The organism is Nonomuraea thailandensis (genome assembly GCF_024172165.1).
Taxonomy (GTDB): domain Bacteria; phylum Actinomycetota; class Actinomycetes; order Streptosporangiales; family Streptosporangiaceae; genus Nonomuraea; species Nonomuraea thailandensis.
The window spans coordinates 3,143,284-3,164,670 of record NZ_JAMZEB010000002.1 but is presented as its reverse complement, the minus strand read 5'-3'; the positions used below and the strand labels follow the sequence as shown (position 1 = coordinate 3,164,670).

General features: G+C 70.7%; 17 protein-coding genes. 8 read left to right on the top strand and 9 right to left on the bottom strand.

Annotation, left to right across the window (positions count from 1 at the left end; genetic code table 11):
* Nucleotides 1–183 precede the first annotated feature (183 nt).
* The gene (locus tag HD597_RS18040) at nucleotides 184–2,736 is read right to left on the bottom strand and encodes an ATP-binding protein (RefSeq protein ID WP_253743671.1); all 2,553 of its coding nucleotides are present in this window, start codon (nucleotides 2,734–2,736) and stop codon (nucleotides 184–186) included.
* A 311-nt stretch (nucleotides 2,737–3,047) separates the two neighbouring features.
* On the opposite strand from HD597_RS18040, the gene HD597_RS18035 reads away from it, so the two are divergent.
* Genes HD597_RS18035 through HD597_RS18025 form a run of 3 tightly spaced genes read left to right on the top strand, consistent with a single transcriptional unit; the run spans nucleotide 3,048 to nucleotide 5,487 of the window.
* Nucleotides 3,048–3,500 carry a carboxymuconolactone decarboxylase family protein gene (locus HD597_RS18035; RefSeq protein ID WP_253743669.1) on the top strand — a complete coding sequence of 151 codons (453 nt, stop codon included), beginning with the start codon at nucleotides 3,048–3,050 and terminating at the stop codon, nucleotides 3,498–3,500.
* The gene (locus HD597_RS18030; protein ID WP_253743667.1) at nucleotides 3,449–4,186 is read left to right on the top strand and encodes an SDR family oxidoreductase; all 738 of its coding nucleotides are present in this window, start codon (nucleotides 3,449–3,451) and stop codon (nucleotides 4,184–4,186) included. The genes HD597_RS18035 and HD597_RS18030 overlap by 52 nt, the downstream gene beginning before the upstream one ends.
* Nucleotides 4,187–4,197: 11 nt before the next feature.
* Nucleotides 4,198–5,487 (top strand): FAD-binding oxidoreductase, encoded by a 1,290-nt coding sequence (locus HD597_RS18025; protein WP_253743665.1) that lies wholly within the window; start codon nucleotides 4,198–4,200, stop codon nucleotides 5,485–5,487.
* A gap of 119 nt (nucleotides 5,488–5,606) precedes the next feature.
* Here the strand turns inward: HD597_RS18025 and HD597_RS18020 are convergent, their stop codons facing one another.
* Nucleotides 5,607–6,212: a hypothetical protein gene (locus HD597_RS18020; protein WP_253743663.1), complete on the bottom strand. Its 606-nt coding sequence runs from the start codon at nucleotides 6,210–6,212 to the stop codon at nucleotides 5,607–5,609.
* Between the two features lie 176 nt (nucleotides 6,213–6,388).
* On the opposite strand from HD597_RS18020, the gene HD597_RS65850 reads away from it, so the two are divergent.
* Genes HD597_RS65850 through HD597_RS18005 form a run of 3 tightly spaced genes read left to right on the top strand, consistent with a single transcriptional unit; the run spans nucleotide 6,389 to nucleotide 8,454 of the window.
* On the top strand, nucleotides 6,389–7,078 hold the full coding sequence (locus HD597_RS65850) for a helix-turn-helix domain-containing protein (protein WP_253743660.1): 690 nt from the start codon (nucleotides 6,389–6,391) through the stop codon (nucleotides 7,076–7,078).
* Nucleotides 7,079–7,134: 56 nt separating this feature from the next.
* On the top strand, nucleotides 7,135–7,677 hold the full coding sequence (locus tag HD597_RS18010) for a dihydrofolate reductase family protein (protein ID WP_253743658.1): 543 nt from the start codon (nucleotides 7,135–7,137) through the stop codon (nucleotides 7,675–7,677).
* Between the two features lie 9 nt (nucleotides 7,678–7,686).
* Nucleotides 7,687–8,454, top strand: a complete 768-nt coding sequence (locus HD597_RS18005) for an alpha/beta fold hydrolase (protein ID WP_253743656.1) — start codon at nucleotides 7,687–7,689, stop codon at nucleotides 8,452–8,454.
* 85 nt (nucleotides 8,455–8,539) lie between these two features.
* Here the strand turns inward: HD597_RS18005 and HD597_RS18000 are convergent, their stop codons facing one another.
* Nucleotides 8,540–9,895, bottom strand: a complete 1,356-nt coding sequence (locus tag HD597_RS18000) for an extracellular catalytic domain type 1 short-chain-length polyhydroxyalkanoate depolymerase (protein ID WP_253743654.1) — start codon at nucleotides 9,893–9,895, stop codon at nucleotides 8,540–8,542.
* A gap of 395 nt (nucleotides 9,896–10,290) precedes the next feature.
* Between HD597_RS18000 and HD597_RS17995 the strand changes: the two genes are divergently transcribed.
* On the top strand, nucleotides 10,291–11,751 hold the full coding sequence (locus HD597_RS17995; RefSeq protein WP_253743650.1) for an endo-1,4-beta-xylanase: 1,461 nt from the start codon (nucleotides 10,291–10,293) through the stop codon (nucleotides 11,749–11,751).
* A 213-nt stretch (nucleotides 11,752–11,964) separates the two neighbouring features.
* On the opposite strand, the gene HD597_RS17990 is transcribed toward HD597_RS17995, so the two are convergent.
* From HD597_RS17990 to HD597_RS17965, 6 genes are all read right to left on the bottom strand, one after another.
* Nucleotides 11,965–12,849, bottom strand: a complete 885-nt coding sequence (locus HD597_RS17990; RefSeq protein ID WP_253743648.1) for a carbohydrate ABC transporter permease — start codon at nucleotides 12,847–12,849, stop codon at nucleotides 11,965–11,967.
* Complete coding sequence (locus tag HD597_RS17985) at nucleotides 12,846–13,775, bottom strand: carbohydrate ABC transporter permease (protein WP_253743638.1); 930 nt, start codon at nucleotides 13,773–13,775, stop codon at nucleotides 12,846–12,848. Before HD597_RS17985 ends, HD597_RS17990 begins: the two co-directional genes overlap by 4 nt.
* Nucleotides 13,776–13,856: 81 nt before the next feature.
* Nucleotides 13,857–15,221, bottom strand: coding sequence for an ABC transporter substrate-binding protein (locus HD597_RS17980; protein ID WP_253743637.1), 1,365 nt, complete (start codon nucleotides 15,219–15,221; stop codon nucleotides 13,857–13,859).
* Between the two features lie 158 nt (nucleotides 15,222–15,379).
* A complete protein-coding gene (locus HD597_RS17975; protein WP_253743635.1) occupies nucleotides 15,380–17,518 on the bottom strand; it encodes an alpha/beta hydrolase in 2,139 nt (712 codons plus the stop codon).
* Between the two features lie 184 nt (nucleotides 17,519–17,702).
* The gene (locus HD597_RS17970) at nucleotides 17,703–18,692 is read right to left on the bottom strand and encodes a LacI family DNA-binding transcriptional regulator (RefSeq protein ID WP_253743633.1); all 990 of its coding nucleotides are present in this window, start codon (nucleotides 18,690–18,692) and stop codon (nucleotides 17,703–17,705) included.
* A 154-nt stretch (nucleotides 18,693–18,846) separates the two neighbouring features.
* A complete protein-coding gene (locus HD597_RS17965) occupies nucleotides 18,847–19,857 on the bottom strand; it encodes a LacI family DNA-binding transcriptional regulator (RefSeq protein ID WP_253743631.1) in 1,011 nt (336 codons plus the stop codon).
* Between the two features lie 211 nt (nucleotides 19,858–20,068).
* On the opposite strand from HD597_RS17965, the gene HD597_RS17960 reads away from it, so the two are divergent.
* A complete protein-coding gene (locus tag HD597_RS17960; RefSeq protein WP_253743629.1) occupies nucleotides 20,069–21,385 on the top strand; it encodes an ABC transporter substrate-binding protein in 1,317 nt (438 codons plus the stop codon).
* Nucleotides 21,386–21,387: the final 2 nt, after the last annotated feature.

Genomic DNA, 21,387 nt, shown 5'->3' with positions numbered 1-21,387 from the left:
ACAGAGGTGACGGAGACAGGCCGGCCTACGCGGTCACGGTGCCGTGGCGATGCGACATCCCGCCGAGACACCTGGTACGCGGGCAAGGCCCTACGCGGCGAAGAAGGGAAGCCTCCTGGCATCAAGGGAAAGCCACTGTACGTGCGGACATGCTGCCGTCAGCCAGGAGCCCGCAAGCCGAGGTCAGGAGCTGCCGGCCAGATGGGAGAGGCCGGCGCGGGCGCGGGACTGCTCGGCGAGGTCGCCCACCTCGACGGCCGCGTCGAGGGCGTCACGGTAGAGGTGCCGTGCCCGGCCGGCCTGGCCGAGCGCCAGCGCGGCCGTGGCGAGGCCGTTGAGGGCCTTGGCCTCGCCGCGCCGATAGCCGAAGCGGCGGTACAGCTCCAGCGCGTCGCCGTGGTGCTCGCCCGCCTCCGCCGGCCGGTCCAGCCGCAGGCAGGCGATGCCGAGGTGGTGCAGGGCGTCGGCCTCGCCGCCCCGGCTGCCGATGGCCCGGAAGAGGTCCAGCGCCTCGCGGTGCAGCCCGGCCGCCTCGGCGAAGCGGCCCTGCCGCTCGTGGGCGGCCCCGAGGTAGTCCGTGGTCACCGCCTCGCCGAAGCGGTCGCCGAGCTCACGGAACACCTCCAGCGATCGGCGCAGCGCGCCGAGCGCGGCCTCGTGATCGCCGGCGGCGGCTCGCACGTCGCCCAGGCCGGTCAGGGCCCGAGCCTGGCCGCGGCGGTCGCCGGCAGTGCCGGCGACGGCCAGGGCCTGCTCGAAGCTCTCCGCCGCCAGCCGGTGGTCGCCCTGCGAACGGTGCACCCAGCCGAGGTCGGTCAGCGCCCGGCTCTCCTTCTCGGGGTCCGCGAGCCGCCGGGCCGCGGCCAGCGCCTTGCCGTGCAGCGTGCGGGCGTCGTCGTGCAGCGCGTGGTCGTACAGGTAGCGGTAGAGGGTGGTGGCCAGCAGGCCCGTGTGGGCCGGCCGGCCGGTGTCGCAGGCGTGCGCGGCGGATCGTACGAGGTTGCCGCGTTCGGCGTCCAGCCAGGCGCGCGCTTCGGCGGCGTCGCGGAAGCACGTCGCCGGGCGGGCGGTCGCCGGCCGCCTGTGGGCGCTGTCGGGATAGAGCAGGTCCATGGCCGCGGAGGCGGTGCTGAGGTGGTGGTCCAGCAGCCTGGTCAGGGCGGCGTGCCGTTCGTGGGATGGTTCTTCGGCTGCGGTGTCGTGGGCGTACTGCCGCAGCAGGTCGTGGAAGCGGTAGCGGCCCGGTTCGTGCTGCTGGAGCATGTGCGTGTCGAGCAGCGCCTCCAGCGTGTCCTCGGCCTCGGCGACGCCGAGGCCGGCCAGAGCGGCCGCGGCGGGCGGGGCGACGTCGCGGCCGGGGTGGAGGCCGAGCAGGCGGAACAGGTGGCGTTCGGTCTCCTCTAGCTGCTCGTACGACAGGGCGAACGCGGCCGCCACACCGCGCTCGGCCGTCGCCAGCTCCGACAGCCTGCGCCGTTCGTCGCGCAGGCGCTGGGCCAGGTAGGCGACGCTCCAACGGGGCCGGTGCCGGAGCCGGGCCCCGGCGATCCGTACGGCGAGCGGCAGGAATCCGCACAACAGGAGGACCTCGGCGACCGCGTCCGGCTCCCGGACGGCGCGTTCGCCCACGATCCGGGTGAAGAGGCCGGTGGCGTCGGCGGCGGGCAGGACCTCCATGGGCAGGGACCGGACGCCGTCGAGATCGGTCAGGCGGCGCCGGCTGGTGATGAGGAACAGGCTGCCGGAAGGGCCGGGGAGCAGCGGACGTACGTGCGCGGAGTCGGCCGCGTTGTCCAGGACGACGAGAACGCGGCGGCCCGCCAGCTCGGCTCGCCACAGCGCGGCGCGCTCCTCCAGCCGGGCGGGGACGGCCTCGGCGTGGATGCCGAGCTGGCGCAGCAGTGCCTCCAGCGCCTCGGACGTGGTCACCTGCTGCCTGCCCGCCGTGTGGGCGTGAAGATCGACGAAGAGCCGGCCGTCGGGGTAGTGATCGGCGAGGTGGTGGGCGGCGCGCACCGCGAGGGCGGTCTTGCCGATGCCGGCCATGCCGTCGATCGCGGTGATCGACGGCCCGGCGCCGTCCGCGGCGATCAGCTGGGTCAGCTCGGCGGTGCGGCCGGCGAAGTCGGCGACGTCGTAGGGCAGGAACGTCGGGGTCTTCCCCTTCGGGCTCTCGCCGGCTCGTACGGGCGGGCCGGCGTCCCCCCGCAGCACGGTCTCCTCCACGGACAGGAACGCGGGGCCCGGGTCCAGGCCCTGTTCGCGCGCCAGCCGGGCCCGGTAGCCACGCCCGGCGGACAGCGCGTCGGCCTGCCGTCCCGCGCGGTGCAGGGCCAGCATGAGCTGCCCGGTCAACCGCTCGCGCAGCGGGTGGCCGGCCAGCTCCGCGCCGAGCCGGTCGATGAGCTCCTCATGCCGTCCCGCGGCGAGCTCCAGGTCGGCCAGCCGTTCCACGGCGGCCAGCCGACGGTCCTCCAGCCTCGCGCGGGCGGCCGGAGCGTAGTGCGCCTGCACGTCGGCGAGCGCGGGCCCGCGCCACAGCTCCAGCGCCGAGCGCAGCCGCCGGGCGGCCTGGCGGGGATCGTCCTCGGCCGTGGCCGCGAGGGAGGTGAAGTCCTCCAGGTCCAGCTGCCCCGGCCGGGGGGTGAGCACGTATCCGGCCACGCTCGTCCGGATCTGGTCGGCCGCGCCCGCCGCGCGCAGGACGCGCCTGATCGCGGCCAGCGCCGCGTGCACCTGGGCGCGCGGTGTCCGGTGGCGTCGGCCCCCATACCGCGTCGATCAGCCGCTCCACGCTCTGCGCGCGGCCCGCGTGGAGCAGCAGGTAGCCGAGGAAGGCACGGTGCCGCGGGGCGAGGCCGGGCAACGGCCGGTCGCCTGCCGAGACCTCCACGGGACCCAGGATCAGGAAGCGCGCAGACACCCCAAGATCGTACAAGTTGTGGCATATCGGCGCTCCATAGCCCACGCATAGCCGGCGCATCAGAGCCCTTGCCGAAACTCGTCAGCAGAAAGCGCGTAACCGAACCCTGCTGAGGAGTCACCCCATGCAAGCACGGATGAAGAACCCCGCCCTGGTCCTGCCGGGCGCGATGCAGGCGCTGCTCGCGCTCGGCAAGGCCGCCGACCAGGCCGGGCTGCCCAGGACCACGGTCGACCTGGTGCTGTTGCGGGCCAGCCAGATCAACGGGTGCGGCGTGTGCGTGGACATGCACGCCAAGGACCTGCGCAAGCAGGGCGAGAGCGACGAGCGGCTGTTCGCCGTGGCCGCGTGGCGCGAGACCCCGTACTTCACCGACGCCGAGCGCGCCGCGCTCGCCCTGGCCGAGGAGGCCACCCGCCTGGCCGACGGCGGCCAGGTCGGCGACGCGGTGTGGGACGAGGCCGCCGACCACTACTCCGAGCAGGAGCTGGCCGGTCTCCTGCTGCAGATCGCCACCGTCAACCTGTGGAACCGGCTGAACGCCGCCACCCGGCAGATCGCGGGCGCGGCATGGTGAGCGTCGCGCTCGTCACCGGGGCCACCAGAGGCATCGGCCTGGCGACCGCCCGGCTGCTGACCGAACGCGGTGTCACCGCCATCGCCGGCGCGCGGGACGAGGCCGCCGCCGAGCGGCTCGGCCTGCCGTACGTGCGCCTCGACGTCACGGACCCGGCCGGCGTCCGCGCCGCCGCCGGATGGATCGAGCGGGAGTACGGCAGGCTCGACATCCTCGTCAACAACGCCGGGATCCTCCTGCCTGACGGGCCGCCGAGCCAGGCCACGGCCGAGCAGGCCCGGCACGTCTACGAGACGAACGTGTTCGGCGTCATCGAGGTCACGAACGCGATGCTGCCGCTGCTGCGCCGCTCGCCGGCGGGGCGCGTGGTGAACGTCTCCAGCGAGCGCGGCTCGATCGGCCGCGCCCTGGACCGGCGGCACCCGCTGTGGCCGATGCTCAACCTGACGTATGGCTCGTCCAAGGCCGCGCTCAACATGATCACCGTGTCCTACGCCAAGGAGCTGTGGGACACCCCGATCAAGGTCAACGCGGTCGACCCGGGCTGGGTGAAGACCGACATCAACCACGGCGCCGGGATCAAGACCCCCGAGGAGGGCGCCGCGCCGATCGTGGCCATGGCGCTGCTCGGCCCGGACGGCCCCACCGCCGCCTTCGTCCAGGACGAAGGCTTCATCCCCTTCTGAGGAGTACGCGCATGCGCGAAATCGTGCGAGGCCGGGTGTTCCTGCCTGGCGACGACGGGTTCGACCGGGCCGCCGCGCCATGGGCGGTGGGAGTACGCCAGCCGGTGGTCGCGGTCGCGGAGGCGGCCGACGCCGACGACGTGGTGGCGCTGGTCCGCTACGCCCGCCGGGCCGGGCTGACCGTCACCGCCCAGCCGTCCGGGCACGGCGCTTCCGGCGACGTCGACGGGATGATCCTGCTGCGCACCGGCCGCCTGGACGAGGTCGCCGTCGACCCGGCCCGGCGGCTGGTGCGGGCCGGTGCGGGCGCGCGGTGGGGGCAGGTGCTGGCCGCGACCGGCAAGCACGGCCTGACCGGGCTGGCGGGCAGCAGCCCGGTGGTCTCCGTCGCCGGGTTCGTCGCCGGTGGGGGCATCTCGTGGTTCGGCCGCAGGTACGGCTGGGCCGCCGACTCCGTGCGCGCGTTCGAGATCGTCAGCGCCGAGGGCGAGCCGGTGCGCGTCACCGCGAGCTCCGACGCCGACCTGTTCTGGGCGCTGCGCGGCGGTGGCGGCGACTACGGGATCATCACCGCCGTCGAGCTGGACCTGTACGAGGTACCCGGCCTGTACGGCGGGCGCATCGTGTGGCCCGCCACGCGCACCGGCGAGGTGTTCGAGGCGTTCCGGGCCATCACGGCGGACGCGCCGCGCGAGCTGTCGCTGTGGCTCAACCGGATGGCCGCGCCGCCTCCCGCCCCGGCGACGGTCGGCATCGACGTGACCTTCCTCGGAGAGGTCGCCGAGGTGGAGGAACTGCTGGCCCCGCTGGCGGCGATCGGCGGCAGCCTGTCCGACAGCCGTGGCCCGATGGACGTCGCCGGCCTGGGCGCCATCGCCGCCGAGCCGGTCGACCCCAGCCCGATGCTGGCACGCACCGAACTGCTGACCGATCTGCCCGTCGGCGTCCTCGCCGGGGCCGAGCTCGCGCCGCTGCTGAACATGCAGGTCAGGCATCTGGGCGGCGCCCTGGCCGAGGCGCGGCCGGACGGCGGCCCCGGTGGCGCGCTCGGCGAGCCGTACCTGCTCCACCTGCTCGGGCTGCGGCTGCCGCACCTGGCCGAGGCGGTGCGAGCCAGGCAGGCCGCGCTGGTCGCGCACGCGGGCGAGGCGGTCAGCGGGCGCAAGCCGTACACCTTCCTCGCGCCCGGCGAGAGCGCCGCCCAGGCCTTTCCCGCTGAGGCGGCGGCGCGACTGGCGCGGATCAAGCGCGAGCGCGATCCCGGCGGCGTCATATGCGCCAACTTCCCGGTAACGGGCTGAGGACCGGCCGCGCGCAGCGAGGGCGCCGGCCCCCGCGGGAACGTCGCGAACACGCCGGCGCGGGCCGATCGCACGCTCCACCACCGGCCCCGGCCCCGGGGCGGCACGAGAGGTGACCGTCAGAGCGGAAGATCGGGAAGCGCCGGGCGGCTGCTGTAGCGGCGGCGCTGGTAGAGGTAGAACAGCACGAGATGCACGGCGGCGGCCAGCAGGCCGAGCACGATCGCGGCGGCGAGGGGCAGTGCCTGGGCCGCGAGGAGGGTGATCCCCGCCCCGGTCACGATGCTGTTGATGGTGGCCACCATCATGGCGATGGAGAAGAAGCCGACAAGCCAGTCACGGCGCCGTCCGATGCCCAGCGTGGCCGCGGCCGCGGCGACGACATCGTCCTCTGCCGGTCCCGCCCAGGCGACGATGTACGCGTCCGCCTCCGGGGAGAGCCGGCGATAGTAGCGGCGGATGCGAGCCATGGCGCTGCGGCACTGGATGTTCTGCAGACCCGTGTCCACCAGCCGGACGCTGGTGAACAGCCCGAGGATGACCAGCGTGGGTAACAGGGCCGCGGCCAGCGGCGCGAACGCGGGCGAGGGCGGGGCCGCGAAGCCGAGCGCCACCAGCGAGCTGGACAGCGCCATGACGTACAGGGTGGCCCGAGCCGATTCCTCGCTGGTGGCGGTGCTCGCGGCCGTCTGCAGCACGAAGTGCTCGGTCGTGAGCGCGGACATGAAGGCAGGGTGATTGTCGGTCACCCGGACATACTGCCTTTCGCCTGCCGGCCACGCGATGGCCGGGAAGGCCGAGCCGTCCGTGCAGGACTGACCGGCGGCGATGCCGGGCGGCCGAACCGGAAATGACTCCGACCACGCCCAGGGGGTCGTTCTGAGGTCTAGAATCACGCCGAGTGGGGCTCATCTACAACGATGTGACCGGCGAACTCCCGCTGGTGCAACGGGTGTGGTCGGCGACCTGTGATGCCACGACCGGTTTCAGCTCGGCGGTCAAGGCCTCGTCCATGATCGCTTTTGCGCGGGGCGGCGGCGACTTCACGGTGCACGTGCGGGGACCGGAGACGAGGAGCACCTCGCTCACCTGCCTGGAGGGCTGGGAGTTCTTCGGCGTGGAGCTGCGGTTCGGCGCCTATCTGCCGCTCTACCCGCCCTCCGGCCTGATCGACCTCAGGGACGCGTTGCTGCCGACGCTGCCGGGCGGCCGGATCTTGCTGGACAACCGGGACTGGGAGATGCCGACCGTGCAGAACGTCGACGTCTTCGTCGACCGGCTGGTGCGGGCGGGCCTGTTGTCGTTCGATCCTCTCGTCGACGAGATCCGGCACGGCGAACGGCCACGCGGCATGTCGGAGCGGGTCGCGCAGATCCGGTTCCGCCGGGCCGTCGGGATCTCGCATCGCACGCTCGCCGGCATCGAGCAGGCACGGCACGCCGCGCGGCTCCTCACGGCGGGGAGCTCGATCGCCGACGTGGTCACCGCCTGCGGCTACTACGATCAGCCGCAGCTCGCGCGGGCGATGCGGCGGGCGACCGGCCACACCCCGGGCGAGCTGAGGGCCGGCATCCCGTTCCTGGCGTTCTGAGACGGGTTCGGTTCGATACAAGACGGACCGGCCGGCCGGATGCTTGACTCCTGGGCGTGCGAAAACTGATCGAATACGACCACCTCTCGATTGACGGCCGGATGTCCGGCGACGCCTGGTGGGCCGGGCAGGCGAACGTCGTCCCCGACGACGACCACTTCGCCTATCAGCTCCGGCTGCTGTCCTCGGCGGTCGGTCTCGTGCTCGGCCGGGTGACCTATGAGGGCTTCGCCCGCACCTGGCCGACCATGACCGGCGAGGTCGCAGACAAGATCAACTCCTTGCCCAAGCACGTCGCCTCCACCACGCTGACCGAGACCACGTGGAACGCGGAGGTGCTGGCCGGCGATCCGGTCGAGGCGGTCGCCCGGCTCAAGAAGGCCGGCGACGGCACCTTGGTGAAGTACGGCAACGGCCCGTTCAGCCGGGCGCTGGTCGAGGCAGGTCTGCTCGACGAACTGCATCTGAGCGTCTCCCCCTTCGTCGCCGGATCCGGTGAGTCGCTTCTGTCCGGCATCGGGACCACCGCCATGGATCTGCTGAAGGTGACCGAGCTCGGCAACGGCACAGTGGTGCTGACCTACAGGCCGAGCCGATAGGGGATCGACATGACTCAAGGTGCGTACGCCTCGGTGAACGGCATCGACCTCTACTACGAGGTTCTGGGCGCCGATCGGCCCGGTCCGCCGCTCGTCATGCTGCACGGCGGCGGGTACACGTTCCGTCTGAGCTTCGACTCGCTGCTGCCGGCGTTGGCCGCCGAGCGGAAGGTGATCGGTGTCGAGTTGCAGGGGCACGGGCACACCGCCGACAGCGACCGGCCGTTCTCCATCCGGCAGTGCGCCGAGGATGTGCTCGCGCTGCTCGACCAGCTCGGCGTCGGGCGGGCCGACCTGTTCGGCTACAGCCTGGGCGGGCTGGTCTCCACCGAGGTCGCCGTCTCGGCCCCGGATCGGGTCGGCCGGGCCGTGCTGGCGGCTTCGCATTTCCGGGCGACCCGGTCCGAGGCGTACTATCCCGAGATCACGGCGTTGGACCTGGCCTCGCCTCGGATGCCGACCGAGGAGGAGGCCGCGGCGATGCAGCGCGCCTACGACGAGGTGGCGCCGGATCCCGAGGGCTTCTTCCCGTTCGTGAGGAAGATCGAGCCGGTGGTGCACGATTTCGGCGGGTGGACCGACGAACAGCTGGCCCGGCTGACGATGCCGGTCCTGATCATCATCGGCGACACCGACTTCGTCCGGCTGGAGCACGGCGTCGAGATGAAGCAGCTGCTGCCGAACGCGCAGCTGGCGATCCTGCCGGGCACGAAACACCTTCAGGTCATCCGTCCCGACCTGGTGCTGCCGATGGTGACCGCGTTCCTGCGCCAGTGATCTGGATGCCGGCCCCGGCCCCGGCATCCAGATCACAGCCCGGCCACCGCGAGCGCGCCGAAGCCTGGCAGGGCGTGCTCGGCTCTCAGGTGCGGGTCCAGCGCTGGTTGGCGCCGCCGTGGCAGGTGTAGAGCTGGAGGCGGGTGCCGTTGGCGGTGCCCTGGCCCACCGCGTCCAGGCACAGCCCGGACTGCACGCCGGTGATGGTGCCATCGGCGTTCAGCCGCCATCTCTGGTTGGCGCCGCCGTGGCAGGAGTAGATCTGGAGGCGGGCGCCGTTGCCTGCGCCGGCCGCGTCGAGGCACTTGTCGCCGTGGACGCGGAGCTCGCCGGCCGAGGTGGCGGCCCACTGCTGGTTGACGCCCCCGTTGCAGTCCCACAACTGCACCTGCGTGCCGTCGGCGGTGGCCGTGCCGGGCACGTCCAGGCAGCGTCCGGAGCCTGCTCCCCTGATCTGCCCGGCGACCGGCGAGGTGGGCGTCGTGGTGGGCGTCGTGGTGGGCGTCGTGGTGGACGAGCCCTCGTCCAGGCCGAAGAAGCGGATGGCGTGCGCGGCCATCCCGGGGCGCGGCAGGTCGTGGCCCGCGCCCGTGATCGTGTACGCCTCGACCTGCCCGGAGCCGAAGACCCGCCGGGTCCAGCCGGACTGCGGGCTGTCGGTGGAGGTGGGGGTCTGGCTCAGCCCGTGCACGTCGGTCCACTGGTCGACCTCCTCCTGCAGCATCGTGTAGGGCAGCACGGAGTCGGCGGTGCCGTGCCAGGCCATCACGCGCGGGCGGGGCCCGGTGTAGCCGGGGTAGGCGTTCCTGGCCAGGTCACCCCACTGCCGCGGCGTCTTGTCGCCGCACCCTGCGGGCCCGAGGCACCCGTAGGGAACTCCCGCGAACGGCGCGCCCGCCTTGAACACGTCCGGGTACGTGGCGAGCAGGTTGAGCGTCTGCATCGCGCCGGAGGAGAAGCCGGTGGCGAACACCCGCTGCGGGTCGCCGTTGTAGCGCTGCAGCACATGGCTCGTCATGGAGACGATCGACACCGGATCGCTGCCGCCGCCGTGCCGCAGCGCCTCGGCCGACCACACGTCGAAGCAGTTGGACATGCCGTTGGCGCTCTTGTTCGCCTGCGGGTAGATGACCACGAAGCCGTACCGGTCGGCCAGCGAGGCGAACTCGGTCCCCTGGTGGAAGGACGGGGCCCAGCCGTTGCAGCCGTGCATCGCCACCAGCACGCCCGGCCTGGCCGCGACCCTGTCCGGGACGTACACGTACATCCGCAGACCGCCGGGGTTGGCGCCGAAGCCCGTCACCTCGGTCAGCGCCGCGGCCGACGCGCCCGGCACGGCCGTCAGGAACATGGCCAGCGCGGTGACCGCCGCCGTGACCATCGCCACCAGCGCGGCCCCGACGCCCACGTGCCGGCTCGTCCGCGGTTCGCCACGCTTCATGGTTCCGCCTCTCCGCTGTTAGCGCTAACGCCGACGGGGCCGAGCCCCTTGAGTCGATGGAGGGACGCAGCAAATACGAGAGGGAAAGCTACTGTCAAGAGCGCCTTAGCTTACGGCGGAGAGCAGTGGCGCCAGTTGAGCCTTCCTACCTCGGACTATCCCGCCGCGGGGACGACTGGCCAGCGATGGCGGGCCATGAAAGTTTCACGGCGACCCCACCTTCGGAGCCTGGGCCGAAACATTTCAAGAACACACAGCGGGAGTCATACCAGTACAGCGGGCCTCTCCGAGGACCAGGTAGCTCGAAACTTTCACTGCATTCTTGACAACTTTCGGCACAGATCCACACACTGAGTGCCCCACCTTCCCCATGATTCGCCTCTGGAGGCTCCAGCATGCGTGTCAACGCCATGTCCCCGCCTGCCGCCCGGCGGCCGCTCGGCGCTCGCCGCCACGCATTGATCGCAGGCGCGCTCGGCGCGCTCGGCCTGATCACGGCACTGGCGACCGCGATCCCGGCCGATGCCGCGGCGAGCACGCTCGGCGCGGCAGCCGCGCAGAGCGGCCGCTACTTCGGCACCGCCATCGCCTCGGGCAAGCTCGGCGACTCCGCCTACACGACGATCGCCGGCCGCGAGTTCGACATGGTCACGGCCGAGAACGAGATGAAGATCGACGCCACCGAGCCCAACCGGGGGCAGTTCAACTTCACCGCCGGGGACCGGGTCTACAACTGGGCCGTCCAGAACGGCAAGCGGGTGCGCGGCCACACCCTGGCCTGGCACTCCCAGCAGCCGGGCTGGATGCAGCAGTTGTCGGGCAGCACGCTGCGCCAGGCGATGATCAATCACATCAACGGCGTCATGGGCCACTACAAGGGCAAGATCTACGCCTGGGACGTGGTCAACGAGGCCTACGCCGACGGCAACTCCGGCGGGCGGCGTGACTCCAACCTGCAGCGCACCGGCAACGACTGGATCGAGGTGGCCTTCCGCACCGCGCGCGCCGCCGACCCGGCCGCCAAGCTGTGCTACAACGACTACAACATCGACAACTGGAGCTGGGCCAAGACGCAGGGCGTCTACAACATGGTCAGGGACTTCAAGGCCCGCGGCGTGCCGATCGACTGCGTCGGCCTGCAGTCGCACTTCAACAGCAACAGCCCGTACAACAGCAACTACCGCACGACCATCCAGAGCTTCGCCGCGCTGGGGGTCGACGTGCAGATCACCGAGCTGGACATCCAGGGCGGCTCGGCCACCACGTACGCCAACGTCGTCAACGACTGCCTGGCGGTGCCGCGCTGCACCGGCATCACGGTCTGGGGCGTCCGCGACACCGACTCCTGGCTCGGCTCCGGCGCCGCCGCGCTGCTCTTCGACGGCAACGGCAACAAGAAGGCCGCCTACACCGCCGTGCTCAACGCGCTCAACGGCGGCACCACGACCACGCCGACGCCCGGCGGCGACGCGGGCCGGATCACGAGCACGGCCTCCGGCCGCTGCGTGGACGTACCCAGCGCCGGCACCGCCGACGGCACCGCCGTGCAGCTGTGGGACTGCAACGGTCAGAGCAACCAGCAGTGGGCGCAGACCTCCGCCGGCGAGCTGAGGGTGTACGGCAACAAGTGCCTGGACGCCGGGGGCACGGGCAACGGCGCCAAGATCCAGATCTACTCCTGCTGGGGCGGCGACAACCAGAAGTGGCGCGTCAACTCCGACGGCACGATCGTGGGCGTGCAGTCCGGGCTGTGCCTCGACGCCGTGGGCGGCGGCACGGGCAACGGCACGGGGCTGCAGCTCTACAGCTGCTGGGGCGGCAGCAACCAGAAGTGGACCTACAACCCTGGCACGTGAGCAGGGCGTGAGTTCCCCCCGACCCTGATGGGGTGAGCCGCACCCGTCCGGACCGGAGCGGACGGGTGCGGCTCCATGGCGTGCCGGCCGCCCAGCGGCGCCAAGGGGCCCAGCCGCAGAGAGAGGGGGATCCTCTGGGGCGGCCGGTGGACACCGAACTCGTCGTCCGCGACGGCGCCGCCCCGGCCCCGACCGTCTGAGCCGTGGTCCCGGCTATCTCAGGCCGCCGACGGACAATCCTCCTCGCCAGTGTCGCTGGAGGGTGAAGAAGGCGATGACGAGCGGAACGACCGACACGAGCGCGCCCAGGATGATGAGGCTCCAGAGGGAGGTGCTGCCCGCGTTGTTGGCCGAGGCGATGCCCTGCCAGAGGCCGAGCCCGACGGTGACGGGGAAGAGGCGGTTGTCGGACAGCATGGCCAGCGGCAGGAAGTAGTTGTTCCAGGAGGCCACGGCCGACAGGAGCAGCACGGTGACCACCGCGGGCCGCATCAGCGGGAAGGCGACCTGGAGGAACGTGCGGATCTCGCCCGCGCCGTCGGCGCGCGCCGCGTCCAGGATCTCGTCGGGGACGGCGTCGCGCGCGTAGACGTGCATCAGGTAGACGCCGAACGGGTTGAGCAGGGAGGGCAGGATCACCGCCCAGATCGTGTTGGTGAGGCCGAACTCGGAGAACATCATGAAGGTGGGGATCACCAGGGCCGTCGCCGGCACCATCAGCGCGCCGAGCACGAGCGAGAAGCTGAAGCGCCGGGCGGCGAAGCGGTACTTGGCGAACCCGTAACCGGCCATGACGGCCAGGATCGTGGCGCCGATCCCGCCGGCGAACGCGTACAGGGTGGAGTTGAGGATCCACCTGCCGTAGATGCCGTTGTCGTAGGTGAACAGCTGCTGGAGGTTGCCGAGGTAGTCGATCCGGCCGGCGAACCACAAGGTGTTGCCGCCGCCGAACAGGCCGGGGGCGTCCTTGGAGCTGTTGACGATGACCCACCAGAACGGCACGAGGAAGTACACCACCAGAAATCCGAGCAGCACCTGCAGGGGCAGGTGGTGGCGCGGCCGGCGGCGGACGCCGGCGCGGGAGCGGGCACTCGTCACAGGAAGCTCCTCCGCTTGCGGGTGAAGAACAGGAAGGCGTAGACGCCGACGAAGACGATCCCGCCGAGAGCGAAGGAGATCGCTGATCCGTAGTTGAAGTTCGCGAGGGCGAACGCCTGCTGATAGGCGTACATGTTGGGGGTGAAGTCCGGTCCGATCGTGCCGGCCGCGAGTGATCGCAGGATCTGGGGCTCGTTGAAGAACTGCAAGGTGCCGATGAGCGAGAAGACCAGGATCAGCAGCAGCGCCGGGGCGATCAGCGGGATCTTGATGCGGAGCGCGATCTGCCACTTTCCGGCGCCGTCCATGCGGGCCGCCTCGTACAGCGCGGGGTCGATGCCCTGGAGCGCCGCGTACAAGATGATCATGTAGTAGCCGGCCCACTGCCAGGTGACGATGTTGACCAGGCCGAAGAAGATCAGGTTGCTGCCGAGGAAGTCGGGCGGGGCGGCGCCGAACAGGCCGAACAGGTCGGAGAGCGGCCCGAAGCTCCTGCTGTACAGGAATCCCCACATGACGGCCCCGATGACGGTGGGAATCGCGTACGGGAGGAAGATCATGAGGCGGGAGAAACGGGCGAACAGGGAGGTCACCGCATCCAGGATCAGGGCCATCGCGAGCGCGATGATGATCTGCAAGGGGATGGAGACCAGCGAGAAGCGGATGACGAACCATGACCCGGAAAGGAAGCTCGGGTCGGTGAACGCCTTCACATAATTGTCGAGGAGAACAAAACTGGTGCCGCCGATCAGCTTCTTCTGGAAAAGGCTGAGGTACAGCGCGTACGCGAGCGGCGCGATGAGCAGAGCGAGGAACACGATCCCGAACGGCCCGACGAAGAGCCATCCCATCAGGTGCTCGCGCAGGCTCACCTTGCCGCGCGTCCTGGGCTTGGCTCGGGTGCTCGGCACGCTCTTGTCGATCATGAGGGTCAACCTGGACTCCGGGGGTCGATGCTGGGGGGGTAGCGGGTGGGCCGGCCGGTGAGGGACGGCCCACCCCGCGCGTCACTGAACGGTGAAGCCCTGCTCCTTGGCGTACTTCGCCACGTCCTCCTGCACCCGGTCGGCGGCCTGCGCGCCGGTGACGGAGCCTTCGATGAGCGCGCTGACCTGCTTGGTCATGGCGTCGAAGTAGTACTGGCCGAACGGGCTGTAGGTGACGCCCTTGTAGGCGTTCGCGGCGGGAACGTAGACCTCCTTGTTCGCCTGCTGGCCGCCGAAGAAGGCCACCTTCAGGTTCACGAACTCGGGATCGTTGAGCGCCTTGAGGTTCAGCGGGAAGATGATCTGGTTGGTCCAGCCGTGGGTGAGCGACTCCTTGTCGGCGTAGAGGCCGAACGCCGCCTTCGCGGCGAGTTCGGGGTTCTTGGCCTGGCTGGTCACGGAGAAGGCGGAGCCGCCCCAGTTCACCTGCACCGGGTTGGCGGGGTCCCACTGCGGGAGCGGCGCGACCGCGAACGTGCCGGTGTCCTCGCCCTTGCCGACGCCGGCTCCGGTGAGGTAGCCGGGCGCCCACGCGGCCGAGATGTACGTCGCGTACTTGCCGTTGATCACTCCGGAGATGTACTCGGGGGTGAACTGGTCCTGCGTCCCGACCAGCCCCTTCTTCACCAGGCGGCCCCAGTAGTCGAGCACGTCCTTGGAGGCCTGGTCGTTCAGCTTGACGCCGATGGAGCTCTGCTGCGCCGGATCGTAGGCGAACGGGGCCGCGCCCTTCTGGATCTGCAGCGCCATGGTGAGGGCCGACACGTTCGCGGCGAAGTCGCCGAACGCCGGGCCGCCGGCGTCCTTCATCTTCTGGGCCGCCTCCTCGTACTCGGCCCATGTCTTCGGCGGCGTGATGTCGTACTTCTCGAAGATGTCCTTGCGGTAGATCATCGCCATCGGGCCGCCGTCGACGGGCACGCCGTAGACCGCGTCGCCGACGGAGACGTCCTTCCACGCGCCCTCGCTGTAGTCGGCCTTGACGGCGTCGAAGCCGTACTTCTTGATGTCGACGAGCGCGTTCTGGATCTGGAAGGTCGGGATGCGGTCCATCTCGATCATGATCACGTCGGGTGCGCCGGTGCCGGCCGAGATGGCGGTCTGGAACTTGTCGTACTCGTCGCTGCCCTGGCCGACGTTGGTCCAGCAGACCTGCACCTCGGCGTTCTGCTTGTTGAAGTTGTCGACGACGAGCTGCATGTTGGGGTACCAGCCCCACATCGTCACGACCGGCAGGTCCTTCTTGGGGATCGTGTTCGTGCAGTTGCTCGCGCCGCTGCCGCTGGCGGTGGTCGCGCCGCCCCCTCCCCCGCCGGAGGAGCAGGCCGTGAGCGCGGTCGCGGCGGCGAGCACGGCCACCGCGGCAGTGAGCCGGTTCTTGTTCATTGGCATATTTCCCTTGGGGATCGCGACGCACGAAGGGTCAGGCGCCGCCGTGGAAACCGAGCGATCGGCGGGGACGGGGCCCGGGTGGGGACCACCCGGGCCCCGTCCGTCGTGCCGATCCTCATGTGAGCGCTAACAGCACGCCCGGACGATCTCGCTCAGCGCTTGAACAGGCGCGGCGCGAGGTCGATGAGGTTCTTCTGCCACACGTCCCAGCCGTGCGGCCCGGGGGTGACCCCGTCGAACTCGTAGCGGATACCGAGGGTGTTCAGCGTGTTCAGGGACGTCATGAACGACGGGTAGACGAAGTCCGTCCGGTCGCCGACGTACAGGCGCAGCAGCTTGGTGCCGTTGTTGATCGCCTGCGCGTCGACGCCGGCGCCGCTGCCGAACCCGGCCGAGAAGGCCGCGACGTAGGCGAAGCGGCCCGGGTTCGCCTTGAGCATCCCGAAGGTCTGCCCGCCGCCCATCGACAGGCCCGCGAGGGCCTGCCGCGAGGGGTCGCTGGAGACGTTGTAGCGCTCGCGGGCCGCTGGAGCGAGGTTCTCCAGCAGCTCCTTGTTGAAGTCGGACACGTTGCCGTTGCCCATCACGACCACCATCGGCACCAGGTTCCCGTCGAGGAAGTGGTGGTCGAGGATCTGCTTGGCCCGGCCCATCTCCACCCAGTCCGTGTGGTTCTGGCCACCGCCGTGCTGGAGGTAGAAGACGGGGTACGGCTCCGCACGATCCGGGTCGTAGCCCGGCGGGGTCCAGACCAGCGCGGTCCGGTCCTGGTTCGTGACGTTGCTCCGGTACGTCAGGCTCTCGACCTTGCCGCCCTGGCCGGCGGGCACGTCCGTGAGCAGGCGCGCCTGGTCGCCGGGGACGAGGAAGGTGCTCCACGTCGGCTCGGTGGTCACCTTCGTCGGGTTCGACACGTCCTTGACCGAGGTGCGGTCCACGATCAGCCGGTAGTAGTAGAACCACGGGTCGAGCGGGCCCACGGTCACGCGCCAGCGGTCACCGGCGCGTGTCATCGGCACGCGCAACCAGCTGCCGCCCGGCGCCCAGTTCGCCCAGACCTTGACGTTCTGCGCGTTCTGGAAGTCCGTCGTCGTCTCGAAGGTGACGAAGCCGTCCTCGGTCACGAACGGCGTCGGAGTGGTGCCCGGCGCCGGTGGGGCGAACTCCCCCTTCAGCCGCCCGTGGCCGGCACTCGGGCCGTGGTCGCGCACCTTGCGGAACAGCCGCGGCACGAAGTCGATGAGGTTCTCCTGCCAGGCGTTCCAGTTGGCCCCGGCGTCGGGGTTGACCCCGTCGAACTCGTAACCGACGCGGGCGCGGTCCAGCGCCTTCGTCAGGCGGCCGGTCGCGTTGTACGCGGGGTCCGTCACGTTGCCCGTGTACAGGCGCACCAGCTTGACCTGGCGGTTGTCCGCCTTCACCTCCGTCAGGAGACCTGAGAACGAGCCGGCGTAGGCGTAGCGGCCCGGCCGGGTCAGTGCGGCGCGCAGCGCCCGCGCCCCGCCCTCGGCCACTCCGGCGATCGCCTGGTGCGCCGGGCCGCGGTGAACGCGGTAACGGTCGGCGACCGCCTCGCGCAGGTCCTCGCCGACCGGTGCGCCGCCGTCGCTGATCACGACCACCATCGGCTCCATGGCGCGCCGGATCGTCAGGTTGTCGAGGATCTGCTTGGCCCGGCCGAGGTCGAGCCAGTCGGTGGCGCTCACGCCGTCGGCCGGCTGCAGGTACAGCACGGGGTAGGTCTTCCTGGCCGCGTACCCCGGAGGCGTCCAGACCAGGGCCTGGCTCCCGGCCCCGTGGGTCAGGGTCTCGATCGTGCCGCCCTGCCCCTGCGGCGCGTCCGCCAGCAGGCGCGCCGCGTCGCCGGCCACGAGGAAGGTGCTCCAGAGCGGCTTGGACGCCACGGCGGTGCTGTTCGTCGGGTCCTTGAGACCCTTGGTGTCATCGCCCGTGACCTGGTACGAGTACAGGCCGGGCTTGAGCGGGCCGAGGACGCCCGACCAGGCGTCGCCCCGCCGGGTCAGGCCGAACTCCGCCCAGGTGGACGAGGGGCCGAAGTTGCCCTCGACGGCGAGCTGCGACACCGGGCCCACGGCGGCCTCGACGGCGGCCACCGGAACGGTGAAGGACGCGTAGCCGTCCTCGGAGACGGTCAGCCACGGCGTGTCCGCCGCCGCCGGCCGCGGCACGAGCAGCACTGCCGCGATCGCCATGACCGCGGCGGCGATCGCCGCCGCGAGCCTGCGCCCGCCTTGGGGGTGTGACCTGCCGTGATAAAGTAAAAATGGCATGCGAAAACTCCCTTAACGGTCGGCCACGGTTGATGCCCGGCCGGCCGACCGGATGTATGCGGTGGATCTTCAGTGGTCGGTGTTCGCACCTCCCTTCCGTCGTCGGGGTCAGCTTGCCCACCTGACGTTCGTTGCCGCGAACGTCAGGTGTGACGTGACGCCATACCTTACGGTGACGTCGCGATCACAGGGACCCGCCCGGTGCGGCGGTGGAGCCGCGCACCACCAGACGGGTCGGGAGCACGATCCGGCCCGGGCCTTCCCAGTCGCCGCGCACCAGCGACTTGAGCATGCGCGCGGCCTCGTACCCGAGCCGGTACATCGACTGGTCCACGGTGGTCAGCCCCGGCTCGGCCAGCGCCGACTCCGGGATGTTGTCGAAGCCGGCCACCGACAGGTCGCCGGGCACGTCGAGCCCCAGCTCCTTGGCGACCTCCAGGGTCTTCAACGCCATCCCGTCGCTGGCGGCGAAGATGGCCGTCGGCCGGTCCGGCCGGTCCAGCAGCGCCCGCGCGAGCGGTGCCGCGGACTCCGGGTTGAAGCTCCCCCGCGCGATCAGCCGCGAGTCGATCGGCACGCCGGCCTCGGCCAGCGCCGTGCGATAGCCCTCCTCGCGTGACCACGCGGCTTCGAGACTGGCGCGGCCCGCGATGAAGCCGATGCGCCGATGCCCCAGGCCGAGCAGGTGCTCGACCACCGCGGTGGCGCCCGCGAGGTTGTCGGCCGTCACCGACGGCACCGCCGAGCCCCGCGCCGGATCGATGACCACGACCGGAGTGCCGCTGCGCACCTCGCGCGAGGGCGTGACCACGATGCACCCGTCGGTGAGCGTGCCCGACAGGCGGGCCAGGTGCCGCTGCTCCCAGCCGTCCGAGTAGGTGCCGTAGAGGTCGCTGTTGGCGTAGATGATCAGATCGAAACCCGACTGGCTCAGAGCGTCCATCACTCCCTTCAGCACCTCGGCCGTGTAGGACTGGAAGCTGTGGGTGACCAGCCCCAGGACGTTGGTCCGGCTGCTGCGCAGGCTCGTGGCCACGAGACTCGACTCGTAGCCGAGCTGCTCGATGGCCGCACGGACCTGTCCGATGGTGCTCTCGCTGACGCCGTAACGCCGGTTGACCACCCGCGACACGGTCGCCGTGGAGACTCCCGCCAACCGTGCGACATCACTCATCGTCACTGGCGCGCCGCCGTTGGCCATGCTGCCTCACAAGTTGCAATCGTTATCGGTTACGTTTGCAGCGGCAAAGGTAAGCGATCTCCAACGCGGAAACAAGGCCTTTCCGGCCGGCCGTTCTTCGGGTAGAAACTTGACCGGATCGTCGTGATCAGGACGACGGCGCGGGGCCCGTCGAGTCGCGGACGCTGAGGGTCGTCGCCAGCTGGAGGTGCCGTGAGGCGGGCTGGACGCCGTCCGCCATGCCGAGAACGGTCTCCACGGCCATCCGCCCCATGCCGACGAGAGGCTGCCGGACGGACGTGAGCCGCGGCGTGGTCCACTCGGTCTGCGGCGTGTCGTCGAACCCCGTGACCGACAGCTCGTCCGGGACGGGAATGCCGAGCTCCTTGGCGGCGGCCAGGACCCCGACGGCGATCTCGTCGTTGCCCGCGACGATCGCGGTCGGCCGCTCGCCGGGCGAGAGGAGATCGCGGGCGTGCCGCTGCCCGGCCTCGACGGAGAACGCCTCGTGGCGGATCAGCGCGCGATCCGGGGCGATGCCGGCGGAGTCGAGCGCGGCCTGGTAGCCGTGGAAACGTTCCAGCGAGGGTGCGGAGCCGAGCGGTCCGCCGATCCAGGCGATCCTGCGGTGGCCGAACCTGATGACGTGCTCGGTCGCCGAACGGCCGCCCGCCCAGTTGGTGGAGCCGATGCTGACCAGCCGTGACTCCGTCGTGTCGATGGGATCGATCGTCACGACGGGCAGCCGGAGCTCCTCCGCGGCGCCGAGCACCGAGTCGGGCACGGCGACGGCCAGCGCGATGAGCCCGACGACGCCGGACGCCTGCTGCTCCTCGATCCAGGTGCCCGCCGCCGGGCGGCTCGTGCTGATCGGCTCGCCGGGCGGCAGGCGGAGCAGGAGCTCGGCCCGCGCCGAGGTGGCGGCCATGAGGATGCCCTGGAGCACCGTCCCGGCGTAACGGGACTCCACGATGTCGAGCACGGTGACGAGGGTGCGCTCCCGCGTCTGCTCGTGCCGCACCGCCGTCGGCTTGTAGCCGATCTCGGCCATGACCCCGAGCACCAGCTCGCGCGTCTTGGCCCCCACGTCGCTGCGCCCGTTGAGCACCTTCGACGCGGTCGTCGGCGAGACGCCGGCCAGCCGGGCGACGTCGGCCAACGTGGCTCGATCGGAAGGACCTCGCCGTCGCATCACGACTCCCTCTCTCCGGGCTACGAAATTATTTCGTAACCTACCACGAGCCCTTCTCTCCAGCGGTTCTCCCCCGTCCCCCCGTTGACACGGCGCAGAGGGGACACCTAGTGTCCTCGCAACATCGAATAAGCTGCGAAATATTTTCGTAACGGCTGAGGAACGAGAGGAGAGGCCCATGCGGCTCTCCCACAAGCTCAGGCTCCTTTCCGCGGCGCTCGCGCCGATGCTCGCGCTGACCGCGTGCTCGGGCGGCGGCTCCGGAGGCGGCTCCAGCGCCGGCGGCGGTGACGAGCAGGTGAAGATCACGGTCTGGAGCTGGGACGGCACTGTCGAGAAGGCCGTCCCCGGCTTCCAGGCCGCGAACCCGAACATCACGGTCGAGGTCGTCAACGCGGGCTCGTCCCAGGACGAGTACAAGGCGCTCGACAACGCCATCCAGGCCGGCTCGGGCGTCCCTGACCTCGTCATGTTCGAGTACTTCGCGGTGCCGTACTTCGCCGTTCCCGGCAAGCTCGCCGACCTCGGGGAGCTCGGCGCCGACAAGCTCAAGCAGGACTTCGTCCCGGCCGCGTGGAGCGACGTGACGGTCAACGGCAAGGTCCACGCGGTGCCCTCCGACTACGGTCCGTCGGCGATGTTCTACAACATGTCCACGCTCAGGAAGGCCGGCATCGAGGAACCCCCCGCCACCTGGGACGAGTACTACGAGGCCGCCAAGAAGATCCACGCTCTCGGCGACGACTACTACATCGCCCAGGACACCGGCGACATCTTCTTCCTGCTCTCCCTCATCTGGCAGGCCGGTGGCCGCCCCTTCAAGGTGGACGGCACCAAGGTGCGCATCGACTTCACCGACCCGGGCACGACCAAGGCCGTGGCCTTCTGGCAGAAGCTGCTCGACGAGGGCCTGATCAACACCAAGATCACCGGATGGTCCGACGACTGGAACCGGGCGCTCAACGACGGCACCCTGGCAACCCAGACCATGGGCGGCTGGCTGACCTCCACTCTGCCCGAGCGCGCGCCGGACGCCGCCGGTGACTTCCGGGTCGCGCTGATGCCGCAGTGGCAGCAGGGCGACAGGACCGGCGCGGCGAACGGCGGCAGTTCCTTCGGCATCCCCGCCGCGGCCGAGCACAAGGAGGCGGCCTTCACATTCCTCGAGTACTTCACGCACGGCGGCGGCCTGTCCACCCGCGTCGACGCCGGCGCCTTCGTGCCGAACATGTCGGTGCTGGAGAACGAGACGTTCCAGAGCAAGGCCAACCCGTACTTCGGCGACCAGAAGGTCGGCGCCGTGCTGGCCGAGGCCTCGGAGATCGTCGGCGGCGGCTGGCAGTACCCGCCGTTCTTCGAGTGGGCCCGCTCGATCTACGGCGACCTGGCCTCCCCGTTCTACACGACGGGCGAGGGCTCGCTCGCCGAGGTCCTCGAACAGTGGCGGCAGCGCTGCATCCAGTACGGCAACGAGCAGGGTTTCGAGGTGAGCTAGCA